Here is a 24,861-nt window from a genome sequence, read left to right on the forward strand (position 1 = left end):
AATGACAGCGTCCTTCTCCCCGTTTACGGGGAGAAGATGGCGGCAGCCAGATGAGGGGCCGGCGCGCCATTTGGCAATCGAGCAGAGGCAGAAAAGGCGGCGTGCCCTCGTCTTCGGTTTTTAAATGAACTGCACCTGGACGATCTCATACCCCCTGGCGCCGCCCGGCGCATTCACCTCGATGGCGTCGCCGACTTCCTTGCCGATGAGCGCGCGCGCGATGGGCGAGGAGATCGAGATACGGCCTGATTTCACGTCGGCTTCCTGGTCGCCGACGATCTGGTAGGTCTTCTTCTCCTCGGTGTCCTCGTCGACCAGCACCACGGTGGCACCGAACTTGACCTTTTCGCCGCTAAGCTTGGTCACGTCGATCACCTCGGCGCGCGCGATATAGTCCTCGAGCTCGTTGACGCGGCCTTCATTGAGGCTCTGCGCCTCTTTGGCGGCATGGTATTCGGCATTTTCGGACAGGTCGCCATGCGAGCGCGCCTCGGAGATCGCCTCGATGATGCGCGGCCGCTCTTCCTGCTGGCGCCAACGCAGTTCTTCCTTCAATGACGCGAACCCCTCGCCTGTCATCGGGACCTTGTTCATAGTGCCTGACCTTTCCTGCCGCCGCCCCCGCATTCGGGGGAAGCCTTGTCGTTGGGGTACAAAAAGAAAACGGTCCGGCAGCCTCGGGCTAACGGAACCGTTTCACCGCAATTTCCCTGAATATAGCAATCTTTGCGGGCTTTTCACGCCCAAAAATCGGTTTTGTAAAAATCATCACTTCTTTTATAGCGAGGGCGGCCGTGGGACGGAGCCGAACAAAAACGGCCGCGATCGCTCGCGGCCGCTTTGAGAAATCATGAGGGCCCGATCAGCTCCTCATGAAATGCTCGATCTGCTCGGACAGCATGCCGTATTCGCGCGAACCCTTGCCGGTGCGCTTTTCGATTTCCATCAGCTGCTGCTGGGCGCCGGCCAGGTCGCCGATCTGCAGATGCGCCTCGCCGAGATATTCGCGCACCAGCGTGTAATCGGGATCGATGCGCAGCGCTTCCTCGTAATAGCCGAGGCCGACGGTGACGCGGCCGGAATGGCGGTGCGAGTAGCCGAGATAGTTGAGGATGCGCGGATCCTGCTTGTTGGCGGCGAGGCTGAGCACGGCGATCGCCTCGTCATAGCGGCCGGCCATCGCCAGGTCATGCCCGGCATAGTAAATGCTGTCGTCGTCCAGCATGCCTTCCTGGGGTGCGACGCACTTGTTCTTCTTCTTGTCCCAGACCATGCCTTTCTTGCATTGGGTGGTCGTATTGGTGTCGCCGCCACTGCCCGCCGCAAAAACGGGAACGGCAAGGAACTGCAGAGCGATAAGCGCGCTCGCCGCGTGGATCAGCACTCTTTTATGCATGGAAACCTCCTGAGGGTGTGACAATGCAACACTAACGCCGAGCGGTCCGCGTTTCATCCCCGAAAAGATAACCTGTAGAACATGAGGTGACGGATGCCGCAAATCCGGTATCATCCGGCAAAAGACTGACGGAGAGGGCCCGTGCAGCGACGGCTCGAAAAGGACTGGGATCTCACGATCGGCCCCGATACCGTGCGGCTGTTCATTCTCAAGGCCAAGGCGCTGAGCGCGGCCGTCAACGAGGACTATGCCGACGGCGCCGAACACGAGGTCGAGTTCGACGGCGACACGCATGACAACCACCACCACGACGGCCTCGCCGAGGAAAGCTCGGAAAACCTTACCGAGGAAGAGCTGCGCGAGCTGATCAACGACCTCAATATCGACGAGGCCGCCGAGCTGATCGCGCTGGCCTGGGTGGGCCGCGGCGACTACGACGCCTCGGAATGGGCCGACGCCGTAACCGCGGCACGCGAGCGCGCCAACAAGCGCACCGCAAAATACCTGCTCGGCATGCCGCTGCTCGCCGACTGGCTGGAAGAGGGGCTGGAAGCGATCGGCGCGTAACGCGGAGGTAACCGATTGTGATCGGGTCTAAGCGCCTGTCCAGGCAACTTCAGCCGGCCGGCGCCGTTTTGTGGAGAATGGCAAAGCTGAGCTTTTCTCGAAGGTACAGGATTGCATTGGCCTTAGCCGTCACGGCTCTGCTGGTCATGCCGGCCGACGCCAAACATCGTCACAAACACCATGGGCCGCTGAGCCCGCGCGTGGGGCAACCGCTGACACAGCGGGCCGATCAGCCGCTGAAGCCGCGAGGCAAGCGGCAGTCGAGAGCGCGAGCCAGGCAGCATCTTGCGCCCAATCCGGCACCGCTGGCAACGCAGGATGCTCGGCCGTCCGCCGATGTTCCGGTGCCCGAGCCACGTCCGGTGGACACTCCGAAGGCGGACACCCCAAAGTCGCAAGACCAAAACGCTGAAAATCCAAAGAGCGGCGCGGCGCCCAATCTGCCGAAGGACGAAGAGTCACGTCAGAAAAGCCCGAAACCACCGGAACCACCAGCCGAAACGGAAAGCGAGCCGGAGCCGCCTGCCGTGGCGCCGACGCCGACGCCGAAGCCCGCCACCACGACGCCCGAACCTCAACCGCCGGCCGTCGCCCCGCAGCCAACGCCAAAGCCGGCGGAAGCAGGTGGCGAGGAGAAGATGCTGCCCGATCCACGCTCGGCCGATTTTCCCGCCGACAAGATGCCGGCTGAGGAAGTCGCCTGCCGCGAGCGCCTGAACACGCTCGGCGTCGAATTCGAGGAGCGCAAGGCCGAAAGCAACCCCGAAATCGGCTGCTCGATCCCCTACCCCATCGTGCTGAAGTCGCTTGGCAAATCGATCGCGATTGGTCCGGGCACCGAGCTCAACTGCCCTATGGCCGAGGCGGCGGCGCGTTTTGCCGCCGACGTCATCCAGCCGGCGGCTAAAGCCGAATTCGGCGCCGACCTGAAATCGATCGGCCAGGCGTCGGCCTTCGTCTGCCGGCCGCGCAATGGCACGCGCAAACTGTCGGAACATGCTTTCGGCAACGCGCTCGACATTGCCAGCTTTACGCTATCCGACGGCAAGACGATCGAGGTCGGGCCGGCGCCTCCGGAAAAAGACGGCAAATTCCTCGACGCCGTACGCAAGGCCGCCTGCGGCCCGTTCAAGACCGTGCTCGGCCCGGGCGCCGACGCCGACCACGCGCTGCACTTCCATCTCGACCTTGAGCCCCGGCGGCATGGCGGCACGTTCTGCCAATAAACGCGGTCGACGCAGGATCACCGCCGCAATTCCGCCCCAGGCATGAACGCGGACGCTGAGTTTTCCTTTACCCTTGATCGTTAAAATGCCGGATATGCAGAAGTAGGATTCCGCCAATGGCCGGCAAATTTCGCGCCGTTTTCCTCGCCGCCGCGCACCAACTGAAACCTGCGGCGCTTATGGCCGCCGGTCTTGCATTGGCCGCGGTTTCCGCCTGCAACACCGGCAGCGTGCTGTCCCTGCAGCCTGCCGTCGATGTCGGCTCGCAGACCGCGGCCGTGCCGCAATATCAGGGCATGCAGAAGCTTGTTCCGTCCAATCCCTACATGACGCAGGCCGCCTATCCGCGCATGGACGAGCCGATGTCGCCGGTCGAGCAGATTCCAGCCAGCGAAACCGATTGCCGCCAGCAGCTGAGGCGCCTCGATGTCGCCTACACCGACCTGGCACCGATCCATGAAGGCCAGTGCGGCATCGACTATCCGGTCAAGGTCACGGCTATCGGCAGCATCCAGGTGAAACCCGCGGCGACCCTGACCTGCGACATGGCCGCCACCTTCGCCGCCTGGACCAAGAACGAACTCGTTCCCTCCGCTCGCTGGCGCTATTTCTCCGGCGTCAGGACCATCCACCAGGGCTCAAGCTATTCCTGCCGCAACATTGCCGGCGAAGGCGTGCTGTCGGAGCACGGCAAGGGCAACGCGCTCGACGTCATGAGCATCGAACTCAACAATGGCGACGACATCGACGTGCGCAAACCAGGCCTGTTCGCCTTCCGCACCCGCGGCTTCCTCAACAATGTGCGCGCCGACGGCTGCCAGTATTTCACCACCGTGCTCGGCCCCGGCTACAATTACGACCACCGCAACCATTTCCATTTCGACATCAAGAACCGCAGGAACGGTTATCGCGCCTGCCGGTAGGAACAGATCATGCGTCACCGGTGGACGCGATAATTTGCCGAGCCACGAGATCCTGGATGCGCCAGAGATTCTTATCGCGAATACCGCTTTCTTCCAGCTTGCTGACGGTCCGGAACAGATACTGCGCCGACGACCCCCAGTGTCCGGCGGCTCGCGCCAGCGTGTCCGCAACCTGCTCCAACGGCAACCGTCCGGCATAGGCCTTGCCATCCGGCGCGGCGACGAAAGCCAGAGCGCGTAGCGGACCCTCCGTGGTCTTGACCTTGATCCAGCAGGGCACGTTGGTTGGCGGGTTGGCATCGATTTCCCGGCGCATAAGCTGGCCGAGCTGCCCGAAATGATCTTCATCGGGCAGCCGGTAGACGATCCCGTTGCAGCTGCCACCCCGGTCCAGCGCCAGCATCAGGGCAGGCAATTCGCGCGTCCCCCGCCAACGCGTCAGCTTCAGGCAGAACGAGCGGTGCCATCCAGGCGCCGTCGCCGGGCGCTGCTCGACAGGAACGAATTCGGGATTCCAGATCAACGAACCATAGGCGAAGACCCACAGCATTTCGGGCCGATATTCGGCAAGCAGTCGAGCGACCAACTCATCGAACTCCGCGTTGGTGTGCTCGGCCGTTCCAGGCTCGGGCCCGGGATCCGGTTCGACGCGCTCGACCCGGGCGACAAGATCCGCGGTCAACGCCATCGTTCTCAGGCCCGTCGGCTTCCGCTTCATTCCCGCCCCCACGAAAAAATGATGGCTGACGATAAACCGTCTGCTCATCTCTGGCCATTGATTTCCAGGAACCGTCAGGCAACAGATACCGCTCGGATCGAGCCGCCTTTATGAGCCAACGAAGCCTCCAGCGACGCATTGCAATCTGGGCAGCGGCCGTGCTGGGTGCCTGGCTGGCGCTCGCCTATGTCGCGGCGCCGGAATTCTGGACGTTCCGTGATCGCGGCTTTGGCGATCGGCATTTCGAGATGGTCACCCACACGCCGCAAGGCATTCCCGGTGACCCCATCAATGTCGGCCTGATCGGCACGGAGAAGGAGTTGGTCCACGCTTTCGCCGTTGCCGGCTGGGACACCGCCGACGCCGTCACCTTGAGAACCGCCATCGACATCGGTGAAAGTGTCCTGTTTTCCCGCCCCTATCCCGACGCACCGATAAGCCGTCTGCTGTTCGAAGGCCGCGCCCAGCAACTCGCTTTCGAAAAGCCGGTCGGCGACAGTGCCGACCGGCGCCATCACGTCCGTTTTTGGCGGACGGATACGGTCGGCGACGATGGCAGGCCGCTCTGGCTGGGTGCCGCCAGCTTCGATCGCGGCGTCGGTCTGAGCCATGACACGGGCGCCATCACCCATCACATCGGTCCCGACCTCGATGCCGAGCGCGACTTTATGATCGGCGATCTCAACGCCGCCGGCCTGCTGGCTTCGACCAGCGGCCTGGCAGGCATCGGCCCCACCCGGAGCGGCCGCAATGGCGGCGGCGACCCTTATTTCACCGACGGCAAGGCGATTGTCGGCGTGCTGAAGCAGTTGCCGTAACGGCAGGTCAGGTCGTGGCCCGCATCCGCTGTCATCTTTCTAAAATGGCTTCCGACTATTTTCGAAAGCCGTGCGGCAATGCTATTGAGCCCTCATGCTATACGTTGAAATCGCCACCGTGGTCGTCCTCATCTGCGTGAACGGCCTTCTGTCGATGTCCGAACTCGCCATCGTCTCATCGCGGCCGGCTCGCCTGAAGGCGATGATCGACCGCAACGTCAAGGGTGCCGGCCGCGCTTTGGCGCTTGGCTCCAATCCCGGCAAATTCCTGTCCTCCGTGCAGATCGGCATCACGCTGGTCGGCGTGCTCTCGGGCGCCTTTTCCGGCGCCACGCTAGGCCAGAGACTGGCGCAATATCTGGCTACGGCAGGCATCCGCGAGAACATAGCCGACCCGCTCGGCGTCGGCATCGTCGTGGCCATCATCACCTATGCCTCGCTGATTGTCGGCGAACTCGTGCCCAAGCAGATCGCGTTGCGCGATCCCGAGCGGGTCGCGGCACGGGCGGCGCCGGCAATGACCATCCTGGCCACCATCTCGGCCCCCCTGGTCTTTCTGCTCGATATTTCGGGCCGTGCCGTGCTCTGGCTGCTCGGCCAGCGCGGCGAAAGCGAGGAAAAGGTCACCGACGAGGAGATCAAGATGCTGGTCGCCGAGGCCGAGCATCACGGCACCATCGAATCCGACGAGCGGCGCATGATCGCCGGCGTCATGCGGCTTGGCGACCGCGCGGTGCGTGCCGTCATGTCACCGCGCACCGATGTCGACTGGATCAACCTGCAGTCCGATGATGCCACGATCCGCAAGCTTCTGATGGACACCCAGCATTCGCGCCTGCCCGCCGGCGACGGCGGGGTGGACGCCATGATCGGCGTCATCCAGACCCGCGACGTGCTGGCCGCACTGCTCGGCGGCCGCGCGCTCGACCCGCGCAAATATGTGCGCACGGCACCGATCGTGCACGACCAGGCCGATGCGCTTGATGTGTTGCAGAAGCTGAAGGAGAGCGACGTGCCGATGGCGCTGGTGCATGACGAATACGGCCACTTCGAAGGCATCGTCACCCCCGCCGACATCCTCGAAGCCATCACCGGCGTCTTCCGCTCGGACCTCGAGGCCGGCGAGGAAGAAAACGCAGTCCAGCGCGACGACGGCTCATGGCTTCTCGCCGGCTACATGCAGGCCGACGAGATGGCCGAGGTGCTCGGCATCGACCTGCCGGAGAACCGCGACTACGAGACCGTTGCCGGCTATGTGCTGTCGCACATGCACCATCTGCCGGCGACCGGCGAATGTGTCGACGCGCAGGGCTGGCGCTTCGAGGTCGTCGACCTCGACGGCCGCCGCATCGACAAGCTGATCGCCACCCGCCTGCCCAGCGGCCACCGCGAGATGGTGCGCTGACGGCATATGCCTGGTTTTCGGCCCGGCGGTTCTCGACCAATATATTGCGCGGACGGCGAGCTCTACCGCTCGGTGAAGGCGCGGGCGAAGGAATCGAGCATCGGCCGTGCCAGATACTCCAGGAAAGTCCGGTCGCCGGTGTTGATGAACGCCTCGACCGGCGTCCCGGGATAAAGCTGCTCGGGCTTCACGCCGGACGGCAGGTCGGCCGCGATCCTCAGCTTGGCGCGGAAATAGGGCTCATGCGTTGCCTCGTCGATGAGCCGGTCCGCGGAAATTTGCGCCACCGTGGCTGAAACCTCGGGAGTGAGCCGCGCGTTCAAGGCCGACAGCCGCAGTTTCGCCGGCTGGCCGACACGGACCTGATCGAGGTCTTTCGGCCGCAGCCTTGCATCGACGACGAGGCCCGATGCCGTGGGCAGGATCTCCATGATCTTTTCACCCGGGGCAATCACGCTTCCCTTGGAATTATATGCCGACGACACCACGATGCCTGCCGCCGGCGCCTTGATCGTCGTACGCCGCAGCACCGCCTCCGCCGCCCTGGTCTGCTCCTCGACGTCGGCCAGATTGGCGCGAACGTCGTCCAGCTTCGTCAGCGCCTCCTCGACGCGTTGCGTGGTCTGGCGCTCGATCTGCTCCTGGGCTTCGACGATCTGGGTGTTGGCCGTCGCCAGATTGGCCTCCAGGGCCCCGGCCTGCCCGACGAGATCGGCCTCGCTGCGCAACAGCTGGGAGTACTCGGTGCGGTTGGTGAGGCCCTTGTCCAGCAGGCCGGTCTTGATGCCGAGTTCGTTCTTCACCACGTCGGCTTGCTGCTGAATGGCCTGTTGCTGGGCCTGCAACCCCACCACCGATTGTCGATGCATGGCGACGCGTTGTGCCAGGATCGATTTTTCCGACCGGAACCGCGCGAGCCTGGCGTCGAATTCCTTTTGCTGTTCGCGAACCAGGATCTCGAAATCGTGCTGGAAAGGTGCCGGCGCCGCTTCGGTGAGGGGCGCCATCCTGTCCAATCCGTCGCGTTCCGCCTCCAGCCGCGCCGCACTTGCCCTGAGCGCGATCGACTGCCTCACCAGCCGGTTGAGCTCGGCCTGCGCGGCCGTTGGGTCCAGCACGACCAGGTCCTGACCCTGTTGCACGCGATCGCCCTCATGGACCGGTAATTCCCTGATGATACCGCCCTCGCGATGCTGGATGCGGATGTTTCCGCCGGTCGCCGAGATCGTGCCTTGCGTGATCACCGCTCCCGACAAGGGAGCGCTGACGGCCCAATAGCCGAAGCCGCCCGCCAGCACAGCTATGGCGACGTAGCCGGTGAGGGCCACGCGTCTTATGTCGGTGCGCGGCTGGCTGTCCCAGGCGAGGCTCTGTGTCGTCATCTCACGATCCGAAACCGCCACCCGCGCGGATTGTCGGGACGAATGACCCGGTCACCACCGTGCTCTGCTGGGGGGCCTTGCCGATTACCGAGCGCCGCAGCACCTCGTCGCCAGGGCCGAAGGCTTCGACCATGCCGCCGCGCAAAAGCATCACGCGGTCGCAAGCGGCGGCGATCGCAGGGCGATGGGTGATCACGACGACCGTGACGCCCGCCGCGCGCGCGGCCGAAAGCACCGCCTCGAGCGCGGCCTCGCCGCTGCCGTCGAGATGGGAGCTGGGCTCATCGAGCACCAGGAGCCGCGGATTGCCGTAGAAGGCGCGCGCCAGGCCGATCCGTTGGCGCTCGCCCCCCGAAAGGGCCCTGTCCGACGGGCCAATCATGGTCTGGTAGCCGTCGCGCTGCGCCAGGATAAGCTCGTGCACCTGGGCGCGCCTTGCCGCCTCGACGATCGCGGCGTCGTCCGCTTGCGGGTCGAAGCGGGCGACGTTTTGCGCGATCGATCCAGGAAAGAGCTCAACCTCCTGCGCGAGGTAGCCGACATGCTTTCCGAGCTGGCCTTCGTCCCAGGTCCTGAGGTCGGCGCCGTCGATCCTGATTGAGCCGCCGGTCGGTTGGGCGGCACCCACGAGCAACCGCGCCAGTGTCGATTTGCCGGCCCCACTCGGGCCGACGATGGCCAACGCTTGGCCCGCGCCGATCGCAAAGTTGAGCCGCTTGAGGATGGGTTCCGTGCCGGGTTTGGCGTTCGGCGCCATGAAGAAGACGTCCTGCACGGAAATCGCGCCAGCCGGATCGGGCAGGATCAGTTTTCGCGGCTCGGCCGGACGCATTGCGAGCGCTTTTTCCAGCCGCGTCCACGCCCGCCGCGCGTCGGCGATCTGCCGCCAGGCGCCGATCAGCTGGTCGAGCGGCTGCAGCGCGCGCGACGACACCAGCGAGGAGGCGAAGATCATGCCGGCCGTCATCTGCCCCTGCAGCACCAGCCATGCGCCGGCGCCGAGGATCGCCAGCTGCAGCACCATGCGCAACGCCCGCGAGGCGCCGCTGAAGATCGCATTGGCGCTCGAGGAACGGTCATGGAAGGTAAGCGCCGCCGCCACGTGCCGTCCCCAGACCAGGGAGGCATTCTGCACCATGCCCATGGCGCGCAGCGTCTCGGCATTGCGGGCAAAGGCCTGTTCCGCCTGGCTGGCCAACGCCGAACGCTCCGCGGACAAGGCATCGTTCCTGCCGATCGCAAGCTGGTTGGCAACGACCAGGAAGAGCAAAAGCACCGCGCCGGCGACCGTCACCCAGAACAGCACCGGATGGATGAGATAGAGCAAGGCGAGGAAGACAGGGGCGAAAGGCAGGTCGAACAGCACCGCCACGCCGCGTGACCTGATGAAGGCGCAGACCGAAGCGAGATCGCGCAGCGGCGACAGGCCGCCGGCATATCTCGCGCCGAGCGAAATGGCGAAGGTGCTGGCACCCAGCTTGCGGTCGACTGTCGCCGCGACGCGGTGCGTGTAAACGGCGCGGATCGCGTCAAGCAGCCCGAGAAAGGCGAGCGCGAGCACCGCGATAGCTGAAAGATAGACAAGCGTCTCGACGCTGGAGGACGGCAGCACGCGGTCATAGACCTGCAGCAGGTAGAGCGGAATCACCAATAGCAGAATGTTGATCAGCAGCGAGAAGACGCCGACATCGGCGATGGCGCGCAGGAAGACCGGACGCAGGCCGGACGGTCCAGTCATTTCCGCATTTCCCGTCGCTGCATGATCCCGGGACCTTACGCGTGGCCCCCGAATTCGGAACCGCCGTGCAGCGTGCTGCTGGCGATGCTATGCGTGGCGGTGCTGGTGGCGGTGTGCAAGGCGCTCGCCGGCGCGTTGTCCAGCGTATAGGCGCGGATATAGTCGATCTTCATCTCGGCAGGCGTCGCCAGATGATCGGGAGGCGCGCCGGCAAGGCCGCCGACCGCGAGATCGGCCAGCATGTACATGGGCTTGTGCATATCGGATGGCGTCGCCGCTTCAGCGACCTGGACACCGTCATAGGTCCAGACGAGCTTGTCCGGGGTCCACAGCAGCCCATAGGTGTGGAAGCCGGCGGTATCCATGGTGTTCACCATCGACGTCACCTTGGTGTGGGTTCCCGTTTCATTCGAATGCGCCGTCATGATCAACGAGTTCGGGTCCTGCCCGCGCGTTTCGATCACATCCAGTTCCGGCGGCCACGAGCCGTCTGCCGGGAGCAGCCAGAAGGCCGGCCACGCGCCGGCGTTCTCGGGCAGGTCGGCGCGCATTTCGAAATAGCCGTAGGTTTGTGAGAAGGTGCTGTGCGTATTGAGGATACCTGACGTGTATTCGTAGTTGTTGATCAGGGGCTTGATGTCGGCTGGCGCCTGCGCGGCGGTGATGGTGAGCACGCCGTTGTTCACGCTGAACGGGTGGACGGAACTCGTCGGCCCGTAATTGGCGTCGATGTACCATTGCAGCTCGCCATTGCTGGTCAATGTGCTGCCGTTCGGCGCTCCCCATGAGAAATTGGTATCCCACGTGCCACTCTGGGCGTTGTGAAGATTGAGCGTGTTGAAATCGTCGCTGAAGGACAGCTTCATGCCGGACAAGTCGATCGGCAATTCGAACTGGTTGGGCTGCAGCTTGTCGACGGTCGTGTCCTTGAACTCGAGGATCTCGCCGGATCCGAGGTTCAGCAGCACGTTCGATCCCGCCTGGATCAGGTGCGAGTGAACGGCATCGAACGACGTGAACCCATAGCCATTGAGGCGGACGGCGTCGGTGGCGGCAAAATTGGCGATCAGGTCGCTGCCGTTGCCTTTCGAGATGACGAACGTGTCGTAGCCGCCGCCGCCATCGATCAGCACGTCGTTTCCCGCGCCGCCGTCCAGCGTCTGGTGCCCGGCCTTGGCGGTGATGATGTTGTCCAAACCGTTTCCGAAAGCGTAGTTATTGGGGTTTGTGACGATGAGGTTCTCGACATTGGCGGGGAGCTTGTAGCTCATCCACGTGCTGATCGTGTCGATGCCTGCACCGGCGCCCTCGGCCACCTTGTTGCCCGCCCCATAGAGGTAATAGATGTCATCGCCCGTGCCGCCATGCATGGTGACGTTGAGATTGCCCGCTCCGTAAAACGAGTCATTTCCCGCGCTGCCGTACAAGTCGGGCCCGGCCCCAGGCGCCGAGAACCAGTGGTTGGACGTGCCGCTATAGGAAAGAGGAACACCCACGGCGTTGACGAAGAAGCTCATCGGATACATCCTCCTCGTGAGGCCTGGCCGCCTCGAACCGTCGCTTAAAATTTCCGGATGGCCACGTAGGACCAATGCTGAAAGGAACGATTTTCGTTCCAGGGAATCATTACACAATCCACCATATCATCGATCTTTCGGAAGACATATACTTATTATTCGGGGAAAGAGCGTCGCTTAAGCAAGGCTATTTAGTAAAATGGTGTATAAACTCTAAATTGCAAAGGATCTACTTAGATGAATGATCTACTTAGATGACCGCTATCCTCCTCCGGGCTCATCAGCCTTCCTCTTAGGCGCATGGCGGGCGGGAAGCTTACGCCATCAGAGAGCAGCTTCGATCGGCTCGGCAAGCCTGGGATTTGAGCGTGCCGCGATCAGGCAACTGGTGACGATGAGACCCGCTCCCGCCAGCGTGGTCCAGGTCACCGCCTCGTCGAAGAAAAGCCAGCCAAGGGCGATCGCCCAGATGAAGGCGGAGTATTCCGTCGGAATCAGATACTGCGCTTCGGCCCGCGCATAGGCCCAGCTCATCAGGAATTGGCCGGCGAGCGACAGCGCCGTCACCCCGGCGAGCGGAAGCCAGAGCTCACGCGGCAGGGCAATGGCCAGCCAGGGTGACGCGAGACCAAGGAAGACCGCCACGCAAAGGTTCTGGAACAGCATGATCTCGATCGGCTTGGCCACCAGCGCCTGCTGCCGCGCAAGGATCAGATTGTAGGCATAGAATCCCGTCGACACCAGCACCGCCGCCGTGCCGAGCAAGGCATCCCTGGCATGGCTTGTCTGCCCGAACTGTCCGCCGACGATGATTATGACGCCCGCAATGCCGGCCAGCGAGGCCCAGATCGCCTGACGCTGTATTCGTTCGCCGAGCAGCAGCGCCGCGAGCAGCAGGGCAAACAGCGGCGCCACGAAACTGAGTCCGATCGCCTCCGCCAGCGGCAGCCGGGCAAGCCCCCAGAAGAAGGACAGCAGGACAAAGCCGACGACCGCGGCACGCAGCGCATGCAGCCTGAGCACGGAAGGCGCGGGTAGCGTGCGCGGTCCCGCCGACCAGCCGGCGCCGGCAACCACGGTCGCCAGCATGCTGCGCCACAGCACCGTGTTGTAGACGCCGACGGCAAGGACCAGGACCTTCATCGCCGCGTCCATCCCTGACAGAAGGAAGATGCCTAGGGCGCAGACAAGCACCGGGATCGTGGGAGAAACGGCGCCTGCAAGGCTGGAAGACTTCACGAGGCCCCCTCATGTGGTGGATCGCAGCTGGATATATCAGGGCGGACCGGCGGGGCCAGGTGGCAGCCCCGCCGATATGGCGATCCACGTTGCTGCCGGAGTGATCGGGGCCTGAATTTTCTTCGCGCTGTCGATTCCGCCGTTGCCCGTTCGTCATATGATCGAACCAACCCAAACAAGGAGAAAGACATGCGATTCATGATGCTGATGATCCCCGCCGGCTACGCGCAGGCGACGCCCGATGTCAGGCCCGGCGCCGAGGCCGTGGAAGGGATGATGAGATACAATCACGAGCTGAAGAAAGCCGGCGTGCTGCTGGCGCTCGACGGGCTGCATCCGCCATCCTCCGGAGCGCGGGTCAGCTACAAGGGCGGCAAGCCTGTGGTCGTCGACGGCCCCTTCGCCGAGGTCAAGGAGGTTCTTGGCGGTTATTGGGTGATCGACGTGCGCTCGCGCGACGAAGCCATCGAATGGGCGCGCCGCTGTCCCGCCGGGGAGAATGACGTGATCGAAATCCGCCAGGTTTTCGAAATGAGCGAATTTCCCGAGGACGTCCAGAAGGTGGCGGAAGGCTTTGGCGAGTTGAAGGCTTGACGGCCAGCGCAACCATCGAAGCCGTCTGGCGGATCGAGCAGCCAAAGCTCACCGCCAGACTGGCACGCACCCTCAGGGATGTCGGACTGGCCGAGGAAATCGCGCAGGACGCCTTCCTGCTGGCGTTGGAGCGCTGGCCTCGCGACGGCATTCCGCGCAATCCGGCCGCCTGGTTGACGCACGTCGCCAGGAACAGGGCGCTCGACCGGCTGCGCCGCACAACCATGATCGACGGCAAGCATCGCCAACTCGCCGTCGACTTGACCGAGCTGCAGCGCGAGATGCCCGACGTCGAGGCGGCGCTCGACGAGGATATCGACGACGACCTTTTGCGGCTGATCTTCACCGCTTGCCATCCCGTCCTGCCCGCCGAGCAGCGTGCCGCGCTTGCCTTGCGGCTCTTGGGCGGGCTGTCGACGCCGGAGATCGCCCGCGCCTTCCTGGTGTCCGAAGCCACCGCCGCCCAACGCATCGTGCGTGCCAAGCGAGGCCTTCGCGATGCCGCCGTCCCGTTCGAGACCCCGCGCGCGGAAGAGCGCCGCGAACGCCTCACGACTGTGCTGGAGGTGGTTTATCTCATCTTCAACGAGGGCTATGTGGCCACCGCGGGACCGGACTGGCTGCGTGCCGACCTATGCGGCGAGGCGCTGCGCCTCGGCCGCTCGCTGGCGGCGCTGGTACCTGATGAGCCCGAGGTGCAAGGGCTGGTGTCGCTGATGGAGTTCAATGCCTCGCGCTTCGCCGCCCGCACCGACAAGGCGGGCGACCCGATCCTGCTGCTCGACCAGGACCGCGGCCGGTGGGACTGGTCGCTGATGCGGAGCGGCCTCGACGGCCTGAACCGCGCCATGGCCCTGACATCGGCGCCCGGCCCCTATCTGCTGCAGGCGATGATCGCGGCTTGCCATGCGCGCGCGGTCACCGCCGCGGATACCGACTGGATCGCGATATCCGCCTACTATCAGGCGCTTGCGCTCTCGGCCCCCTCGCCCATCGTCGAAATCAACCGCGCCGTGGCGGTCGGCATGGCGTTCGGCCCGGCGCAAGGGCTCGCCATCGCCGAGGCGCTGAACGACGAGCCGCGCCTGAAGGACTCGCATCTCTTGCCCACGGTACGCGGCGATCTCCTCGAGAAGCTCGGCCATGGGGCGGAAGCCAGTGCCGCGTTCCGCCACGCCGCTGAATTGACCGGCAATGACAGGGAACGCGCCCTGCTGCTTGCCCGCGCCACGGCGGCCGCCGGTCGGGACCTTTAGTTGGCACTCCGCCGCCAACTTCTTTGCAAGAACGCAGCCAACGAAAAAAGGGCGACGCAAGCGCCGCCCGTATCCCTTGGGAGGATAATCCCGTCCGGCGGATCAGGCCGCCTGGGCTTCTCCGGCGATGGCGTCGGCGGCGCGGGCGGCCTTCAGCACCTTGGCCCACCAGGCGACGTCGTTGACCAGCGCGGTGGCGGCCTGGTTCAGGTGCTCGAGATCTTCGAGCTTCTTCTCGCCCTGGCGCACGGCGAGGAAATCGCCCCAGGCGATATGGACTGCGGACTTGACCGGCGCCATCTGCAATTCGACGGCATGGAGACGAAGCTGTTCGACGGCGCGGGCGCCACCGACGCTGCCATAGCCGACAAATCCGGCCGGCTTCTTGTTCCACTCGTTGGCGGCGTAGTCGATGGCATTCTTCAGCACGGCCGTCGGACCGTGATTGTATTCGGCGGCGGTGAAGATGAAGCCGTCCAATCCGGCGACCTTCTTCTGCCAGCGCTGTGCGACTTCGTTCTGCGACGGCGCCCAGGCGGAGGACGCGACCTCATCGAAGAAGGGCAGCGGAAAGTCGCGCAGATCGACAATTTCGACATCGATGTCGGCATGTGCCTTGGCGATCTTGGCGATCCACTGCGTCGGCACGTCGGCGAAGCGGGCGGCGCGCGTCGAACCGACGACAATAGCAATTTTGGGCTTGGACATAAGGGGCTCTCCTTGCGGGAATTTTTGGTATCATTTGGATACCGGCGCTATATGTGATACTGATAATTTGATGCGCAAGGAGGCACGTTTTTGTTACTGAGGCACCCGCATAACACCGAGGACTGCCGCGCAGTATCGGAAATCCTGCAGCGCGTCGGCGACAAATGGACCGTGCTCGTGGTCGGCAAGCTAGGTGGCGGACCGCTGCGCTTCAACGAGTTGCGCGCCGCCGTCGGCGGCATCTCGCAGAAGATGCTGACCACCACGTTGCGCGGCCTGGAGCGCGACGGCTTCGTCACCCGCAAAGTGTTTCCGACCATTCCACCGCGCGTCGACTACGAGCTGACGGAGCTCGGTCACGAGTTGCTGGTGCCCGTCGGCGCGCTTGGCGAATGGGCACGCAAGAACACCCAGCGCGTTCAGTCTGCGCGCGCTAGGTTCGACGACATGCATGCCTGAAACCCTTGCGCGGCAAGGGGTCCAAATTCGCACCGAGCGGCACTAGCTGCTGCTGCCGGAGTAAAGGTTCCCTGAAAGCGACTTGGGGATTTTGTCTATGGCGCTCGATGCCGGTCCAACGCCCCGGTACCCTCGACGGACCGCATTCCAACGGCAGCCAGTCAGGCACTTCGCACCAACGCTCCGCAAGGCGTCTGGCTGCAGAGCGTGCACGTCGCTATCAGCTGCTTAGCATCCGTCGTGTCATGCAGGCAGGCGGTGCGCCCAAGGTCCTGTTTGACTTCGGCGTAAGCGGTTATGCCGAGCAGGCAGACCAGGGCCACGAGAGCTGCCGCAAGCCAGCCGTTCAACAGGTGTTGACGCATTGTCTTCCTCCGGTGCCCCGCAGAATTGCGCGTGAAGGGCAACGGCAGGATGTCGCTGAACGCATCGCTTCGCTCCGGCGATGTTACAAATGCCCCGGCTTGGCGGTGTGGAATCAGCTCTCGGCGGGAACCGCCTTCGGCTTGCCCTCGCCGTCGAGCGCCACCATGACGAAGTCGGCGTGCGTCACCTTTTCCATCAGGTCGGAAAGATAGCGCTGCGCCCAGGCCTCGACCTTGAGCGTCATCGAGGTGCGGCCGACGCGTTCGACATGGGTGTAGATGCACAGCGTGTCGCCGATCTTCATCGGCTTGGCGAAGGACATTTCCTTGACCGCCGCCGTCACCACGCGGCCCCTGGCGCGCTCTGCGGCGCGGATGCCGCAGGCAAGATCCATCTGCGCCATCACCCAACCGCCGAAAATGTCGCCGGCGGCATTGGCGTCCGAAGGCATGGCCAGGGTGCGCAGGGTCAGGTCTCCGATCGGCCGTCCGTCCGCGTACTGCACCATGGGAGCATCCTTAAGCAGTGATGGTCATCAATCCCGTATCGCCGCCATGGGACTAGGTCAACGCGCGGCGGCCGCTGTTTCCTCGCCCCATGGCCATAGGCTAACCTGGCATTCGCCCGGTTGTGCCTGGTTTTCAGCGGCTTCGGGTGTCAGGGAGGATTTCTCCCAATCGCCTAGGAATGCAGTTCCTGGAGATCGCACCTCTCTCAAAAATAACGTGCAAGGTTTGCGCGGATGCGGTCGAGAACAGTGTCGCCGGAAATGTCGGGAACGAATGCCTTGCCGGTGATCGCCTCGTAAGCCTGGGCATACACCTTGGAGGCCTGTTCGACGATCTCGTCCGGAATCCTCGGGATCGGGTCCTTGTAGGGATCGCAGCGCGCCGTCACCCATGAGCGGATGAAATCCTTGTCGAAGCTCTCCGGCCGCGTGCCATCAGCCAGCGCCTGTTCATAGCTGGCCGCGATCCAGTAGCGGCTGCTGTCGGGCGTGTGGATTTCGTCGGCGAGAATGACCGTCCCGTCCTTGTCTGTGCCGAATTCGTATTTCGTGTCGGCGAGAATCAGGCCGCGTTCGGCCGCGCGCGCCTGGCCACGGGCGAACAGCTTCAGGGCATAATCCGAAACCGTGTCCCACTGCTCCTGCGTGAGCAGGCCCTGCTCCAGGATCTCGTCCCTGGCCAGCGGCTCGTCATGTCCGCCGCCGGCCGCCTTGCTGGTTGGGGTGATAATGGGTTCGGCCAGCTTCTCATTGTCGCGCAGGCCACCTGGCAGGCGCATTCCATACATGTCCCGTTCGCCGCGTCGGTAGCGGGTCAGGATCGAGGTGCTGGTGGTCCCCGCCAGATAGCCGCGCACGACGATCTCGACCGGCAGTATGTCGAGCCTTGTGCCGACAACGACGTTGGGGTCGGGGTATTCCAACACATGGTTCGGACAGATGTCGGCCGTTTCCTCGAACCAGTACCGCGCCGTCCGGGTCAGGATCTCTCCCTTGAACGGGATCGAGGTCAGGATAATGTCGAAGGCGCTGAGACGGTCGGTGGCGATGATGATACGCCTGCCGTCGGCCAGGTCGTAGTTCTCCCGGACCTTGCCTTTGTAATAGCCCGGCAGTTCGGGAATGAAAGCATCCGACAGGACACGCATGGGTTCTCCTGCCTTGCGCAGAGTGGGCAGAGCATGATTCCAAAAAGTTGCAGATTCTTCGACAAAATCATGCGCCAAGTAAGATCACCGCATAGTCCGTCGACCCCATGCATATCAAGTGCGATTGTCGGCATTCCCCGAAAGCGGCCCGGGATACCAGTCGCTTTTTTCACAACCGATGCCGGAAGGCGCGGCGACGCGGCGAACCCATGGCGTCTAGGCTGCGCCAGATTTCCGGAGCCGCCATTTTCATCATGCAGACCCATGACTTCATCATCGTCGGCTCCGGCTCGGCCGGCTCGGTTCTGGCCGACAAATTGTCGGCCTCGGGCCGCTTCTCGGTGCTGGTGCTGGAAGCCGGCGGCAGCGACCGGCGTTTCTACGTGCAGATGCCGCTCGGCTATGGCAAGACCTTCTTCGATCCCGCGGTGAACTGGAACTACAAGACCGAGCCGGATCCCGGCCTCGGCGGCAATGTCGACCACTGGCCGCGCGGCAAGCTGCTTGGCGGGTCGAGCTCGATCAACGCCATGGTCTGGATCCGCGGCGCCCGCGAAGACTTCGATGACTGGCGCGCCGCCGGCAATCCCGGCTGGGGCTATGACGATCTGTTGCCGGCCTTCAAGGCGATCGAGGACAATGAAGCCGGTGCCGACGCATGGCGCGGCAGCGGCGGTCCCCTGCATATCAGCGACACAACTGATGCCGTCCACCCGCTGACGAAGCGCTATCTCACCGCCGGCCAGCAGGCCGGCCTGCCGCTCAACCCCGATTTCAATGGTGCTGCCCAGGAAGGCGTCGGCATCTACCAGATCTCGACCAAGAACGGCCGCCGTATGTCGGCCGCCCGTGCCTTCCTGCGCCCGGCGATGAAGCGCACCAATGTGCGTGTGGAGACCAACGCGCTGGCAAGCCGCATCCTGTTCGAAGGCAAGCGCGCCGTCGGCATCGAGTATTTGCAGAACGGCCAGACCAAGACGGCCCGCGCCGGCCGCGAAATCATCCTGTCCGCGGGCTCGATCAACTCGCCGCAGATCATGCAGCTCTCCGGGGTAGGCCCGGCGGCGCTGCTCAAAGGCTTGGGCATCCCGGTCGTGCACGGCAACGAGAATGTCGGCGCCAATCTGCAGGACCATGTCGGCATCAACTACACCTTCAAGGGCAAGCTGCCGACGCTCAACCAGATCCTGCGTCCCTGGTGGGGCAAGCTGTTGGTCGGCATGCAATATATCCTGACCCGCTCCGGCCCGCTGTCGCTGTCGATGAACCATGGCGGCGGCTTCTTCCGCACCGATCCGGCCTTCTCCCGGCCCAACATGCAGCTCTATTTCCAGGCCTTCTCGACCCTCATCCCGAAGAACGGCGAGCGCCCGATCCTGACGCCGGATCCGTGGCCGGGATTCTCCATCGGCCTGTCCAACTGCCGGCCATCGAGCCGGGGCCAGATCATGATCCGCTCCAGCAATCCGCTCGACTATCCCAAGATCGTCGCCAACGCCTATTCCACCAATGCGGACGTGACCGAGATGCTCGACGCGGTGAAGTTCGTGCGCAAGATCGCCTCGATGCCCGCCATGGCCGAGATCATCGCCGAAGAGGTGCTGCCCGGCCCGTCGATCCGGTCCGACGCCGACCTGATCACCGATTTCAGAAAACGCTCCGGCACCGTCTATCACCCGGTTTCGACCTGCCGCATGGGACCCGACCCCTCGCGCGCCGTCGTCGATCCGCGCCTCAAGGTGCACGGGCTCGAAGGCTTGCGCATCATCGACGCCTCGATCTTTCCCGACAACATCACCGGCAACACCAACGCCGCCTCGGTTATGACCGGGTGGAAGGGCGCCGAACTGGTTCTGGAGGACCACACATGAAGATCACCGACGTCAAGACATGGGTTGTCGGCAACCCGCCACCCGGCATTGGCGGCAAGTATTTCATCTTCGTCAAGCTCACCACCGATGGCGGCGTGGTCGGTTATGGCGAAGCCTACAACGCCACCTTCTCCGCCCATGTCACGGCCAAGCTCGTCGAGGACATGGCCGAGCGCTATCTGATCGGCCACGATCCGCACGACATCGAGAACTTCTTCCGCCGCGCCTATTCCTCCGGTTTCACCCAGCGCCCCGACGTGACCGGCATGGGTTGTTTTTCCGCACTCGAAATGGCCTGCTGGGACATCATCGGCAAGGAGGCCAACAAGCCGGTCTACAAGCTGCTCGGCGGCCAGGTGCACGAGACGCTTCGCTCCTACACCTATCTCTATCCGCACACCGGCAGCGTCCATTCCGAGGACGCGCCGGACGGCAGGAATGTTTACAACGACCCGGAGATGGCGGCGGCCTGCGCGCTCGAATATGTCGAGCAGGGATTCAATGCCGTCAAGCTCGACCCGGCCGGCCCCTACACCGCCTTCGACGGCCACCAGCCGCGCCTCGTCGATATCGATGTCTCCACCCGCATGATCAAGGCCATCCGCGAGGCGGTCGGCACCCGCGCCGATATCCTGTTCGGCACGCACGGCCAGTTCACCGCATCGGGCGCGCTGCGCATGGCGCGCGCCATCGAGCCCTATGATCCGCTGTGGTTCGAGGAGCCGGTGCCGCCCGACATGCCCGAAGTGATGGCGCAGGTCGCCCGCGCGACCTCGATCCCGATCGCCACCGGCGAGCGGCTGACGACCAAATCCGAATTCGCCCGTGTCATTGAGAACCGCGCCGCCACCATCCTGCAGCCGGACCTCGGCCGCTCCGGCGGCATTCTGGAAACCAAGAAGATCGCGGCAATGGCCGAGGCCTATCACATCCAGGTCGCGCCGCATTGCTATTGCGGGCCGATTGTCGGTGCCGCCAACATCCAGCTCGCGGTGACGCTGCCCAACTTCCTCATCCTCGAATCGCTGAAGCAGTGGGACGGTTTCCACGCCACGCTGTTGAAGAAGAAGATCGAGTGGCAGGACGGCAATGTCATCCCGTCGAAGGAGCCGGGCCTCGGCGTCGAGCTCAACGAGGCGGTCTGCGACGCCCATCCCTACACCGGCAAGGACCTGCATCTGCAGATGATGCAGACGCCGCTGATGCCGTGAGCGAGAGCTACGCCTTCATTGGCCTTGGCCATCTCGGCGGCAACCTTGCCGCCAGCCTGATCCGCAACGGCTTTGCCGTCACCGTCGTCGACCGCGACCCCGCAGCCGTCGAGCGCCTTGTCGCGCTCGGCGCGACGGCCGCCAACAAACCGGCCGAAGCCGCGGCGCGGGCCGGCAATGCCATCACGTGCCTGCCTTCGCCAAAAGTCAGCGAGGCGGTGCTGGCCGGCCCGGGCGGATTGCTGGAAGGGCTGCCCAGGGGCGGCATATGGATCGAGATGTCGACCAACAGCCGTGACGAGATTTTGCGGCTGGCCGCCCTCGCCTCGGCCAAGGGGATCGAGACGTTGGAATGCCCGGTCACCGGCGGTGTGCATCTGGCGGCCGTCGGCAAGATCACCGCGCTGGTCGGCGGTCACGCCACCCTCTACGAGCGTCACCGTCCGGCCATCGAAGCGATGTGCGCCAAGTCGTTCCTGATGGGCCCGATCGGCTCCGCGGCGGTAATCAAGGTCATCACCAACATGCTGGCCTTCATCCATCTGGTCGCCGCCGGCGAGGCGCTGATGCTGGCCAAGCAAGGCGGGCTCGACCTTGCGCAATCCTACCACGCCATCGTCGCGTCTTCAGGCAACAGCTTCGTCCACGAGACCGAAAGCCAACTGGTGCTGAACGGCTCCTACGATATCGGCTTCACCATGGACCTGGCGCTGAAGGACCTTGGCTTCGCGCTGACCATGGCCGAACAATCCGGCGTGCCGCTCGATCTGGCGTCACGCGTCAATGCGATTTTCGAGCAGGGCAAGGCGGCTTATGGCGGCGACGCCTGGTCGACCCAGATCGTTAAATTGCTTGAGGATACCGTCGGCACCGACCTGCGCGCGCCGGGTTTTCCGGCCAGGCTGGAAGTCGATCGGTGATCCGAAGACTACGCAGTTTCCTCCACTTGAATAGATAACCGGATTCAGTTCCGGAAAGACTTGAACCAGACCCTCAACGCCTTGATTCAATATCTCACCATCAACGCACCAGGCAGGATCTCGAAGGTCGCGGGTATGCGTCCGGGCGACTCGCCGTCTATGTCGACCAGCGCGCCATTCTTCTCGACGTCGCCGAGCGGTTCGACTACCACTTTCCTGCCGCGCAGGATGGTAATCGCTGGATGATTGCGGTGCCGCCCGCCATAGAGAAGGCGGATGTCCCAGATCAGCTTCAGCTTGCCCGCCGCGCGCAGGATGACGATGTCGAACTGTCCATCGGTCAGTTCCGCATCGGGCGCGATCATCATGCCGCCGCCGAAGAATTTGCCGTTGGCCACCGCCACCAGCGCCATGCGCGCCTCGACCGGCGTGCCGTCATCGACGGTGATCCGCACGTCCTGGAAGCGGTAGCGGATGAACTCGACCACGGTGCGCCACAGGAACAGCGCCTTGGCCGACATCCTGCCCTTGCGCTTATCGGCATTGACGGCGCGGTCGGTGGCGCCCGACAAGCCAAGGCTGGCGATGTTGATGAAGTGGCGGCTGGCCAGCGCGCCATGGTCGTCGATATAGCAGATGCGGCCGGCATCCACCGCCCTGGCCTTCGCCTCGGCAATCCGTTTCAGCGTCGCGCCGATCTCCTTCGGCAGGCCGAGGCCGCGCGCGAAATCGATGCCGGTGCCGCAAGGCAGGAGGCCGAGCTCGGTTGTCCTGCCGCCCTCCTCTCGGGCCTGGAGCAAGCCGTCGGCCACCTCGCTCGCCGTGCCGTCGCCGCCGGCCGCGATCACCAGGTCGAAGCCGTTTGCCGCGAGATCGAGCGCCAGCCGCTCGGCGTCGCCTTCGGCCTGCGTCTCGCGCAGTTCGAAATCGCCGAAGTGCTTTTTCAGCGCGGCGGCGACGTCAGGCCAATGCCGTTTCAGCCGGCCGCCACCAGCAATCGGATTGAGCACCACCCCGACCTTCAAGTTTCGCCCTCCCCGGCGCCGGACATGGATGCCCGATCCTTTGCCGGCATTCAAACTCGTACCGGGCGGCGGAGCAAGGGCGCGTTCGGCCATGAATGCCAAAAAGCGCGGGGCAGGCTGTCCAAGGCGTTCGCGCTTGAACTTCCCTGGCTTCTGGCATTGGTCCCGATAATCCCGCTATCCACAGGGGTCCGGCCATTCCCCAAACCCCTTACCCGGCGTAAGTTCAACCCATCTCAGGCGGCTACCGATCATCAAGCCGAAAGGCGAAGTGAAAGGCGGATTTCCTGAGGCCCGTACGGCCCGAAACGAGAGCAGGCTTGCTTGTTCAAGGGACGGAAGCCGAGACCTACGGGGCCGCGGAAAGCGTGCCAACGCCGACGGCGGACCGATGCTGCCATGAAGGACGGCAAAAACCTTCGATGGCACGCAGGGCAAAGCCCGCCAGGGCCAAGACCGGCGTGGTCTGGAACGGATGCTGCTCTCGGGTGGCTTCTGGCAGGACCGTCAAAATCAAGGCCGGCATGGCGCGACGACTTTACGGAAGTTGCTGCCGCGACCGTGTCCTGATCTGACAGGGAGGCGCTGGGAGAAATCCCGGCGCCGACTGTCTTTTAATTCCCTCAACGTTCTTTCCCGGCGAAGTTGCGGGCGCCGCTTCACCGTGCGCTAAAATCGGTTAGTATCGCCTTTCAGAGTCCGTTCGGTGACGTGCTCTAAGACTGTTTCGAATTCGCTCTGGCGAGTCATATGGTGGTGGTTTCGAGAACCGGAGCGCAGCGGACATATGGGTCCGTGAGCTAAGGTCTACTGCGACGCAGTAGAACGCGGAAGCGCGGAAAACGCCATCAGATGGCCGCCGGAGCAGAGTTTCCAAACAGCCTGATTGAAGGGGGATACTTTATGACGCTGATCCAGAAGCTTGCCGTCGCCTACGCGTTCCTGTTCTTCGGCGTCGTGGCCATCGGTTACATTCCGGCCTTCAACGACGCCAATGGCAATCTGTTCGGCCTGTTCTCATTGCAATGGTACGACGACCTGCTGCACGCCTTCTCCGGCGTCTGGGCGCTGGCTGCCGCCTTCATCTCGCATCGCCAGTCGGTGTTCTATTTCAAGCTGTTCGGCTCGGTCTACCTGTTCGACGGCGTGCTCGGGCTGATCACCGGCTCCGGCTGCCTCGATGCCGGTATCTTCATCAACGGCTTCCGCTCCCTCAACGACATCGAATTCCCTGCCCGCTTCTTCGCCAACCTGCCGCACATCGTCATTGGCGGCATCGCCGTCTATATCGGCTTCTGGCTGTCGAAGCGCATCTATGACCACTTCGCCACGGCCTGACGGGTCATGGTCCTGTTCCGCTTGATAAAGCGCATCATCAAGGCGATCCTCTGGCTGGTCGTGATCGTCATCCTGATCCCGATCGCCGGCCTCGCCTATGGCTTCCTGACGACGCCGGCGCTCGACAGGACGCCGCTGCCCGGCATTGCCGACGGCGCGCCGCCCAAGGCGCTGGCCGACAAGGTGCGCGCCGAAATCCCCGGCTACCAGCGGCCGGAGGAGTCGACCTTTCTCACCTACCCGGAATGGGCGATCGTCTACGCCGCGCGCGAATATGCCGGTTTCGTCGCCAAGGACCAGCCGAGCGGCTTTCCCTATTGGTCCTATGTCGGCCGCTTCTGGCAAGACTATGCCACGGTGATCCGCGCCAGCTCTCCCTACAAGTTCAACTACGCCAACCACCAGATGCTGGTCATCATCGGCACTAGCCATTCGATCGAGCATATACTGCAATGGACCTATGAGAACACGGTCGGTCGTATCACCGAGGCGACGTCGGCCAAGCGCACGGCGGCCGACATCTACTAG

General features: G+C 63.8%; 24 protein-coding genes. 13 read left to right on the forward strand and 11 right to left on the reverse strand.

Annotated elements, in window-relative coordinates; all coding sequences use genetic code 11:
• Window positions 1-120: 120 nt before the first annotated feature.
• The gene (gene greA / locus AC3CB8_RS26835; protein ID WP_023767588.1) at window positions 121-594 is read right to left on the reverse strand and encodes a transcription elongation factor GreA; all 474 of its coding nucleotides are present in this window, start codon (window positions 592-594) and stop codon (window positions 121-123) included.
• Window positions 595-862: 268 nt separating this feature from the next.
• Complete coding sequence (locus tag AC3CB8_RS26840) at window positions 863-1,396, reverse strand: tetratricopeptide repeat protein (protein WP_023770217.1); 534 nt, start codon at window positions 1,394-1,396, stop codon at window positions 863-865.
• Window positions 1,397-1,537: 141 nt separating this feature from the next.
• On the opposite strand from AC3CB8_RS26840, the gene AC3CB8_RS26845 reads away from it, so the two are divergent.
• From AC3CB8_RS26845 to AC3CB8_RS26855, 3 genes are all read left to right on the forward strand, one after another.
• The gene (locus AC3CB8_RS26845) at window positions 1,538-1,963 is read left to right on the forward strand and encodes a DUF3775 domain-containing protein (RefSeq protein ID WP_023770218.1); all 426 of its coding nucleotides are present in this window, start codon (window positions 1,538-1,540) and stop codon (window positions 1,961-1,963) included.
• 146 nt (window positions 1,964-2,109) lie between these two features.
• Window positions 2,110-3,189, forward strand: coding sequence for an extensin-like domain-containing protein (locus tag AC3CB8_RS26850; RefSeq protein ID WP_435053105.1), 1,080 nt, complete (start codon window positions 2,110-2,112; stop codon window positions 3,187-3,189).
• Between the two features lie 116 nt (window positions 3,190-3,305).
• On the forward strand, window positions 3,306-4,112 hold the full coding sequence (locus tag AC3CB8_RS26855; protein ID WP_023781470.1) for an extensin-like domain-containing protein: 807 nt from the start codon (window positions 3,306-3,308) through the stop codon (window positions 4,110-4,112).
• 7 nt (window positions 4,113-4,119) lie between these two features.
• Here the strand turns inward: AC3CB8_RS26855 and AC3CB8_RS26860 are convergent, their stop codons facing one another.
• A complete protein-coding gene (locus AC3CB8_RS26860) occupies window positions 4,120-4,830 on the reverse strand; it encodes a gamma-glutamylcyclotransferase (RefSeq protein ID WP_023781469.1) in 711 nt (236 codons plus the stop codon).
• A 110-nt stretch (window positions 4,831-4,940) separates the two neighbouring features.
• Here AC3CB8_RS26860 and AC3CB8_RS26865 point away from each other — a divergent pair, with 110 nt between their 5' ends.
• The gene (locus AC3CB8_RS26865; protein ID WP_023770222.1) at window positions 4,941-5,648 is read left to right on the forward strand and encodes an LssY C-terminal domain-containing protein; all 708 of its coding nucleotides are present in this window, start codon (window positions 4,941-4,943) and stop codon (window positions 5,646-5,648) included.
• A gap of 94 nt (window positions 5,649-5,742) precedes the next feature.
• Complete coding sequence (locus tag AC3CB8_RS26870; protein WP_023770223.1) at window positions 5,743-7,053, forward strand: hemolysin family protein; 1,311 nt, start codon at window positions 5,743-5,745, stop codon at window positions 7,051-7,053.
• A 62-nt stretch (window positions 7,054-7,115) separates the two neighbouring features.
• On the opposite strand, the gene AC3CB8_RS26875 is transcribed toward AC3CB8_RS26870, so the two are convergent.
• From AC3CB8_RS26875 to AC3CB8_RS26890, 4 genes are all read right to left on the reverse strand, one after another.
• Window positions 7,116-8,435, reverse strand: a complete 1,320-nt coding sequence (locus tag AC3CB8_RS26875; RefSeq protein ID WP_352564551.1) for an HlyD family type I secretion periplasmic adaptor subunit — start codon at window positions 8,433-8,435, stop codon at window positions 7,116-7,118.
• A 1-nt stretch (window position 8,436) separates the two neighbouring features.
• Window positions 8,437-10,173, reverse strand: a complete 1,737-nt coding sequence (locus AC3CB8_RS26880) for a type I secretion system permease/ATPase (RefSeq protein ID WP_023794153.1) — start codon at window positions 10,171-10,173, stop codon at window positions 8,437-8,439.
• 35 nt (window positions 10,174-10,208) lie between these two features.
• A complete protein-coding gene (gene eglC, locus AC3CB8_RS26885; protein ID WP_352564549.1) occupies window positions 10,209-11,690 on the reverse strand; it encodes an endo-1,3-1,4-beta-glycanase EglC in 1,482 nt (493 codons plus the stop codon).
• 324 nt (window positions 11,691-12,014) lie between these two features.
• The gene (locus tag AC3CB8_RS26890; RefSeq protein ID WP_352564547.1) at window positions 12,015-12,929 is read right to left on the reverse strand and encodes a DMT family transporter; all 915 of its coding nucleotides are present in this window, start codon (window positions 12,927-12,929) and stop codon (window positions 12,015-12,017) included.
• Between the two features lie 189 nt (window positions 12,930-13,118).
• Here AC3CB8_RS26890 and AC3CB8_RS26895 point away from each other — a divergent pair, with 189 nt between their 5' ends.
• Window positions 13,119-13,523: a YciI family protein gene (locus AC3CB8_RS26895; RefSeq protein WP_023770228.1), complete on the forward strand. Its 405-nt coding sequence runs from the start codon at window positions 13,119-13,121 to the stop codon at window positions 13,521-13,523.
• A complete protein-coding gene (locus tag AC3CB8_RS26900; protein WP_352564546.1) occupies window positions 13,520-14,779 on the forward strand; it encodes an RNA polymerase sigma factor in 1,260 nt (419 codons plus the stop codon). The genes AC3CB8_RS26895 and AC3CB8_RS26900 overlap by 4 nt, the downstream gene beginning before the upstream one ends.
• Window positions 14,780-14,881: 102 nt before the next feature.
• Here the strand turns inward: AC3CB8_RS26900 and AC3CB8_RS26905 are convergent, their stop codons facing one another.
• Window positions 14,882-15,487, reverse strand: coding sequence for an NADPH-dependent FMN reductase (locus AC3CB8_RS26905; RefSeq protein WP_023770229.1), 606 nt, complete (start codon window positions 15,485-15,487; stop codon window positions 14,882-14,884).
• A gap of 90 nt (window positions 15,488-15,577) precedes the next feature.
• Between AC3CB8_RS26905 and AC3CB8_RS26910 the strand changes: the two genes are divergently transcribed.
• Window positions 15,578-15,946: a winged helix-turn-helix transcriptional regulator gene (locus AC3CB8_RS26910; RefSeq protein WP_023770230.1), complete on the forward strand. Its 369-nt coding sequence runs from the start codon at window positions 15,578-15,580 to the stop codon at window positions 15,944-15,946.
• 478 nt (window positions 15,947-16,424) lie between these two features.
• Here AC3CB8_RS26910 and AC3CB8_RS26915 read toward each other — a convergent pair whose 3' ends face one another.
• On the reverse strand, window positions 16,425-16,820 hold the full coding sequence (locus AC3CB8_RS26915) for an acyl-CoA thioesterase (RefSeq protein WP_013893544.1): 396 nt from the start codon (window positions 16,818-16,820) through the stop codon (window positions 16,425-16,427).
• 206 nt (window positions 16,821-17,026) lie between these two features.
• Entirely contained in the window at window positions 17,027-17,968 is a 942-nt protein-coding gene (locus tag AC3CB8_RS26920) for a phosphoribosylaminoimidazolesuccinocarboxamide synthase (protein ID WP_352546418.1), read from the reverse strand.
• 254 nt (window positions 17,969-18,222) lie between these two features.
• Between AC3CB8_RS26920 and AC3CB8_RS26925 the strand changes: the two genes are divergently transcribed.
• From AC3CB8_RS26925 to AC3CB8_RS26935, 3 genes are read left to right on the forward strand one after another with little or no spacing between them, the layout of a single operon-like run.
• Window positions 18,223-19,839 carry a GMC family oxidoreductase gene (locus AC3CB8_RS26925; protein ID WP_352564692.1) on the forward strand — a complete coding sequence of 539 codons (1,617 nt, stop codon included), beginning with the start codon at window positions 18,223-18,225 and terminating at the stop codon, window positions 19,837-19,839.
• Window positions 19,836-21,050, forward strand: a complete 1,215-nt coding sequence (locus AC3CB8_RS26930; protein WP_352564545.1) for a mandelate racemase/muconate lactonizing enzyme family protein — start codon at window positions 19,836-19,838, stop codon at window positions 21,048-21,050. The genes AC3CB8_RS26925 and AC3CB8_RS26930 overlap by 4 nt, the downstream gene beginning before the upstream one ends.
• Window positions 21,047-21,970 carry an NAD(P)-dependent oxidoreductase gene (locus AC3CB8_RS26935; protein ID WP_352564544.1) on the forward strand — a complete coding sequence of 308 codons (924 nt, stop codon included), beginning with the start codon at window positions 21,047-21,049 and terminating at the stop codon, window positions 21,968-21,970. Before AC3CB8_RS26930 ends, AC3CB8_RS26935 begins: the two co-directional genes overlap by 4 nt.
• Before the next feature lie 86 nt (window positions 21,971-22,056).
• Here the strand turns inward: AC3CB8_RS26935 and AC3CB8_RS26940 are convergent, their stop codons facing one another.
• Complete coding sequence (locus AC3CB8_RS26940; RefSeq protein ID WP_023770237.1) at window positions 22,057-22,995, reverse strand: diacylglycerol/lipid kinase family protein; 939 nt, start codon at window positions 22,993-22,995, stop codon at window positions 22,057-22,059.
• A 903-nt stretch (window positions 22,996-23,898) separates the two neighbouring features.
• On the opposite strand from AC3CB8_RS26940, the gene AC3CB8_RS26945 reads away from it, so the two are divergent.
• Window positions 23,899-24,333, forward strand: coding sequence for a hypothetical protein (locus tag AC3CB8_RS26945; RefSeq protein WP_023781458.1), 435 nt, complete (start codon window positions 23,899-23,901; stop codon window positions 24,331-24,333).
• A gap of 6 nt (window positions 24,334-24,339) precedes the next feature.
• Window positions 24,340-24,861 carry a hypothetical protein gene (locus AC3CB8_RS26950; protein ID WP_352564543.1) on the forward strand — a complete coding sequence of 174 codons (522 nt, stop codon included), beginning with the start codon at window positions 24,340-24,342 and terminating at the stop codon, window positions 24,859-24,861.

The organism is Mesorhizobium sp. P160927 (genome assembly GCF_057766385.1).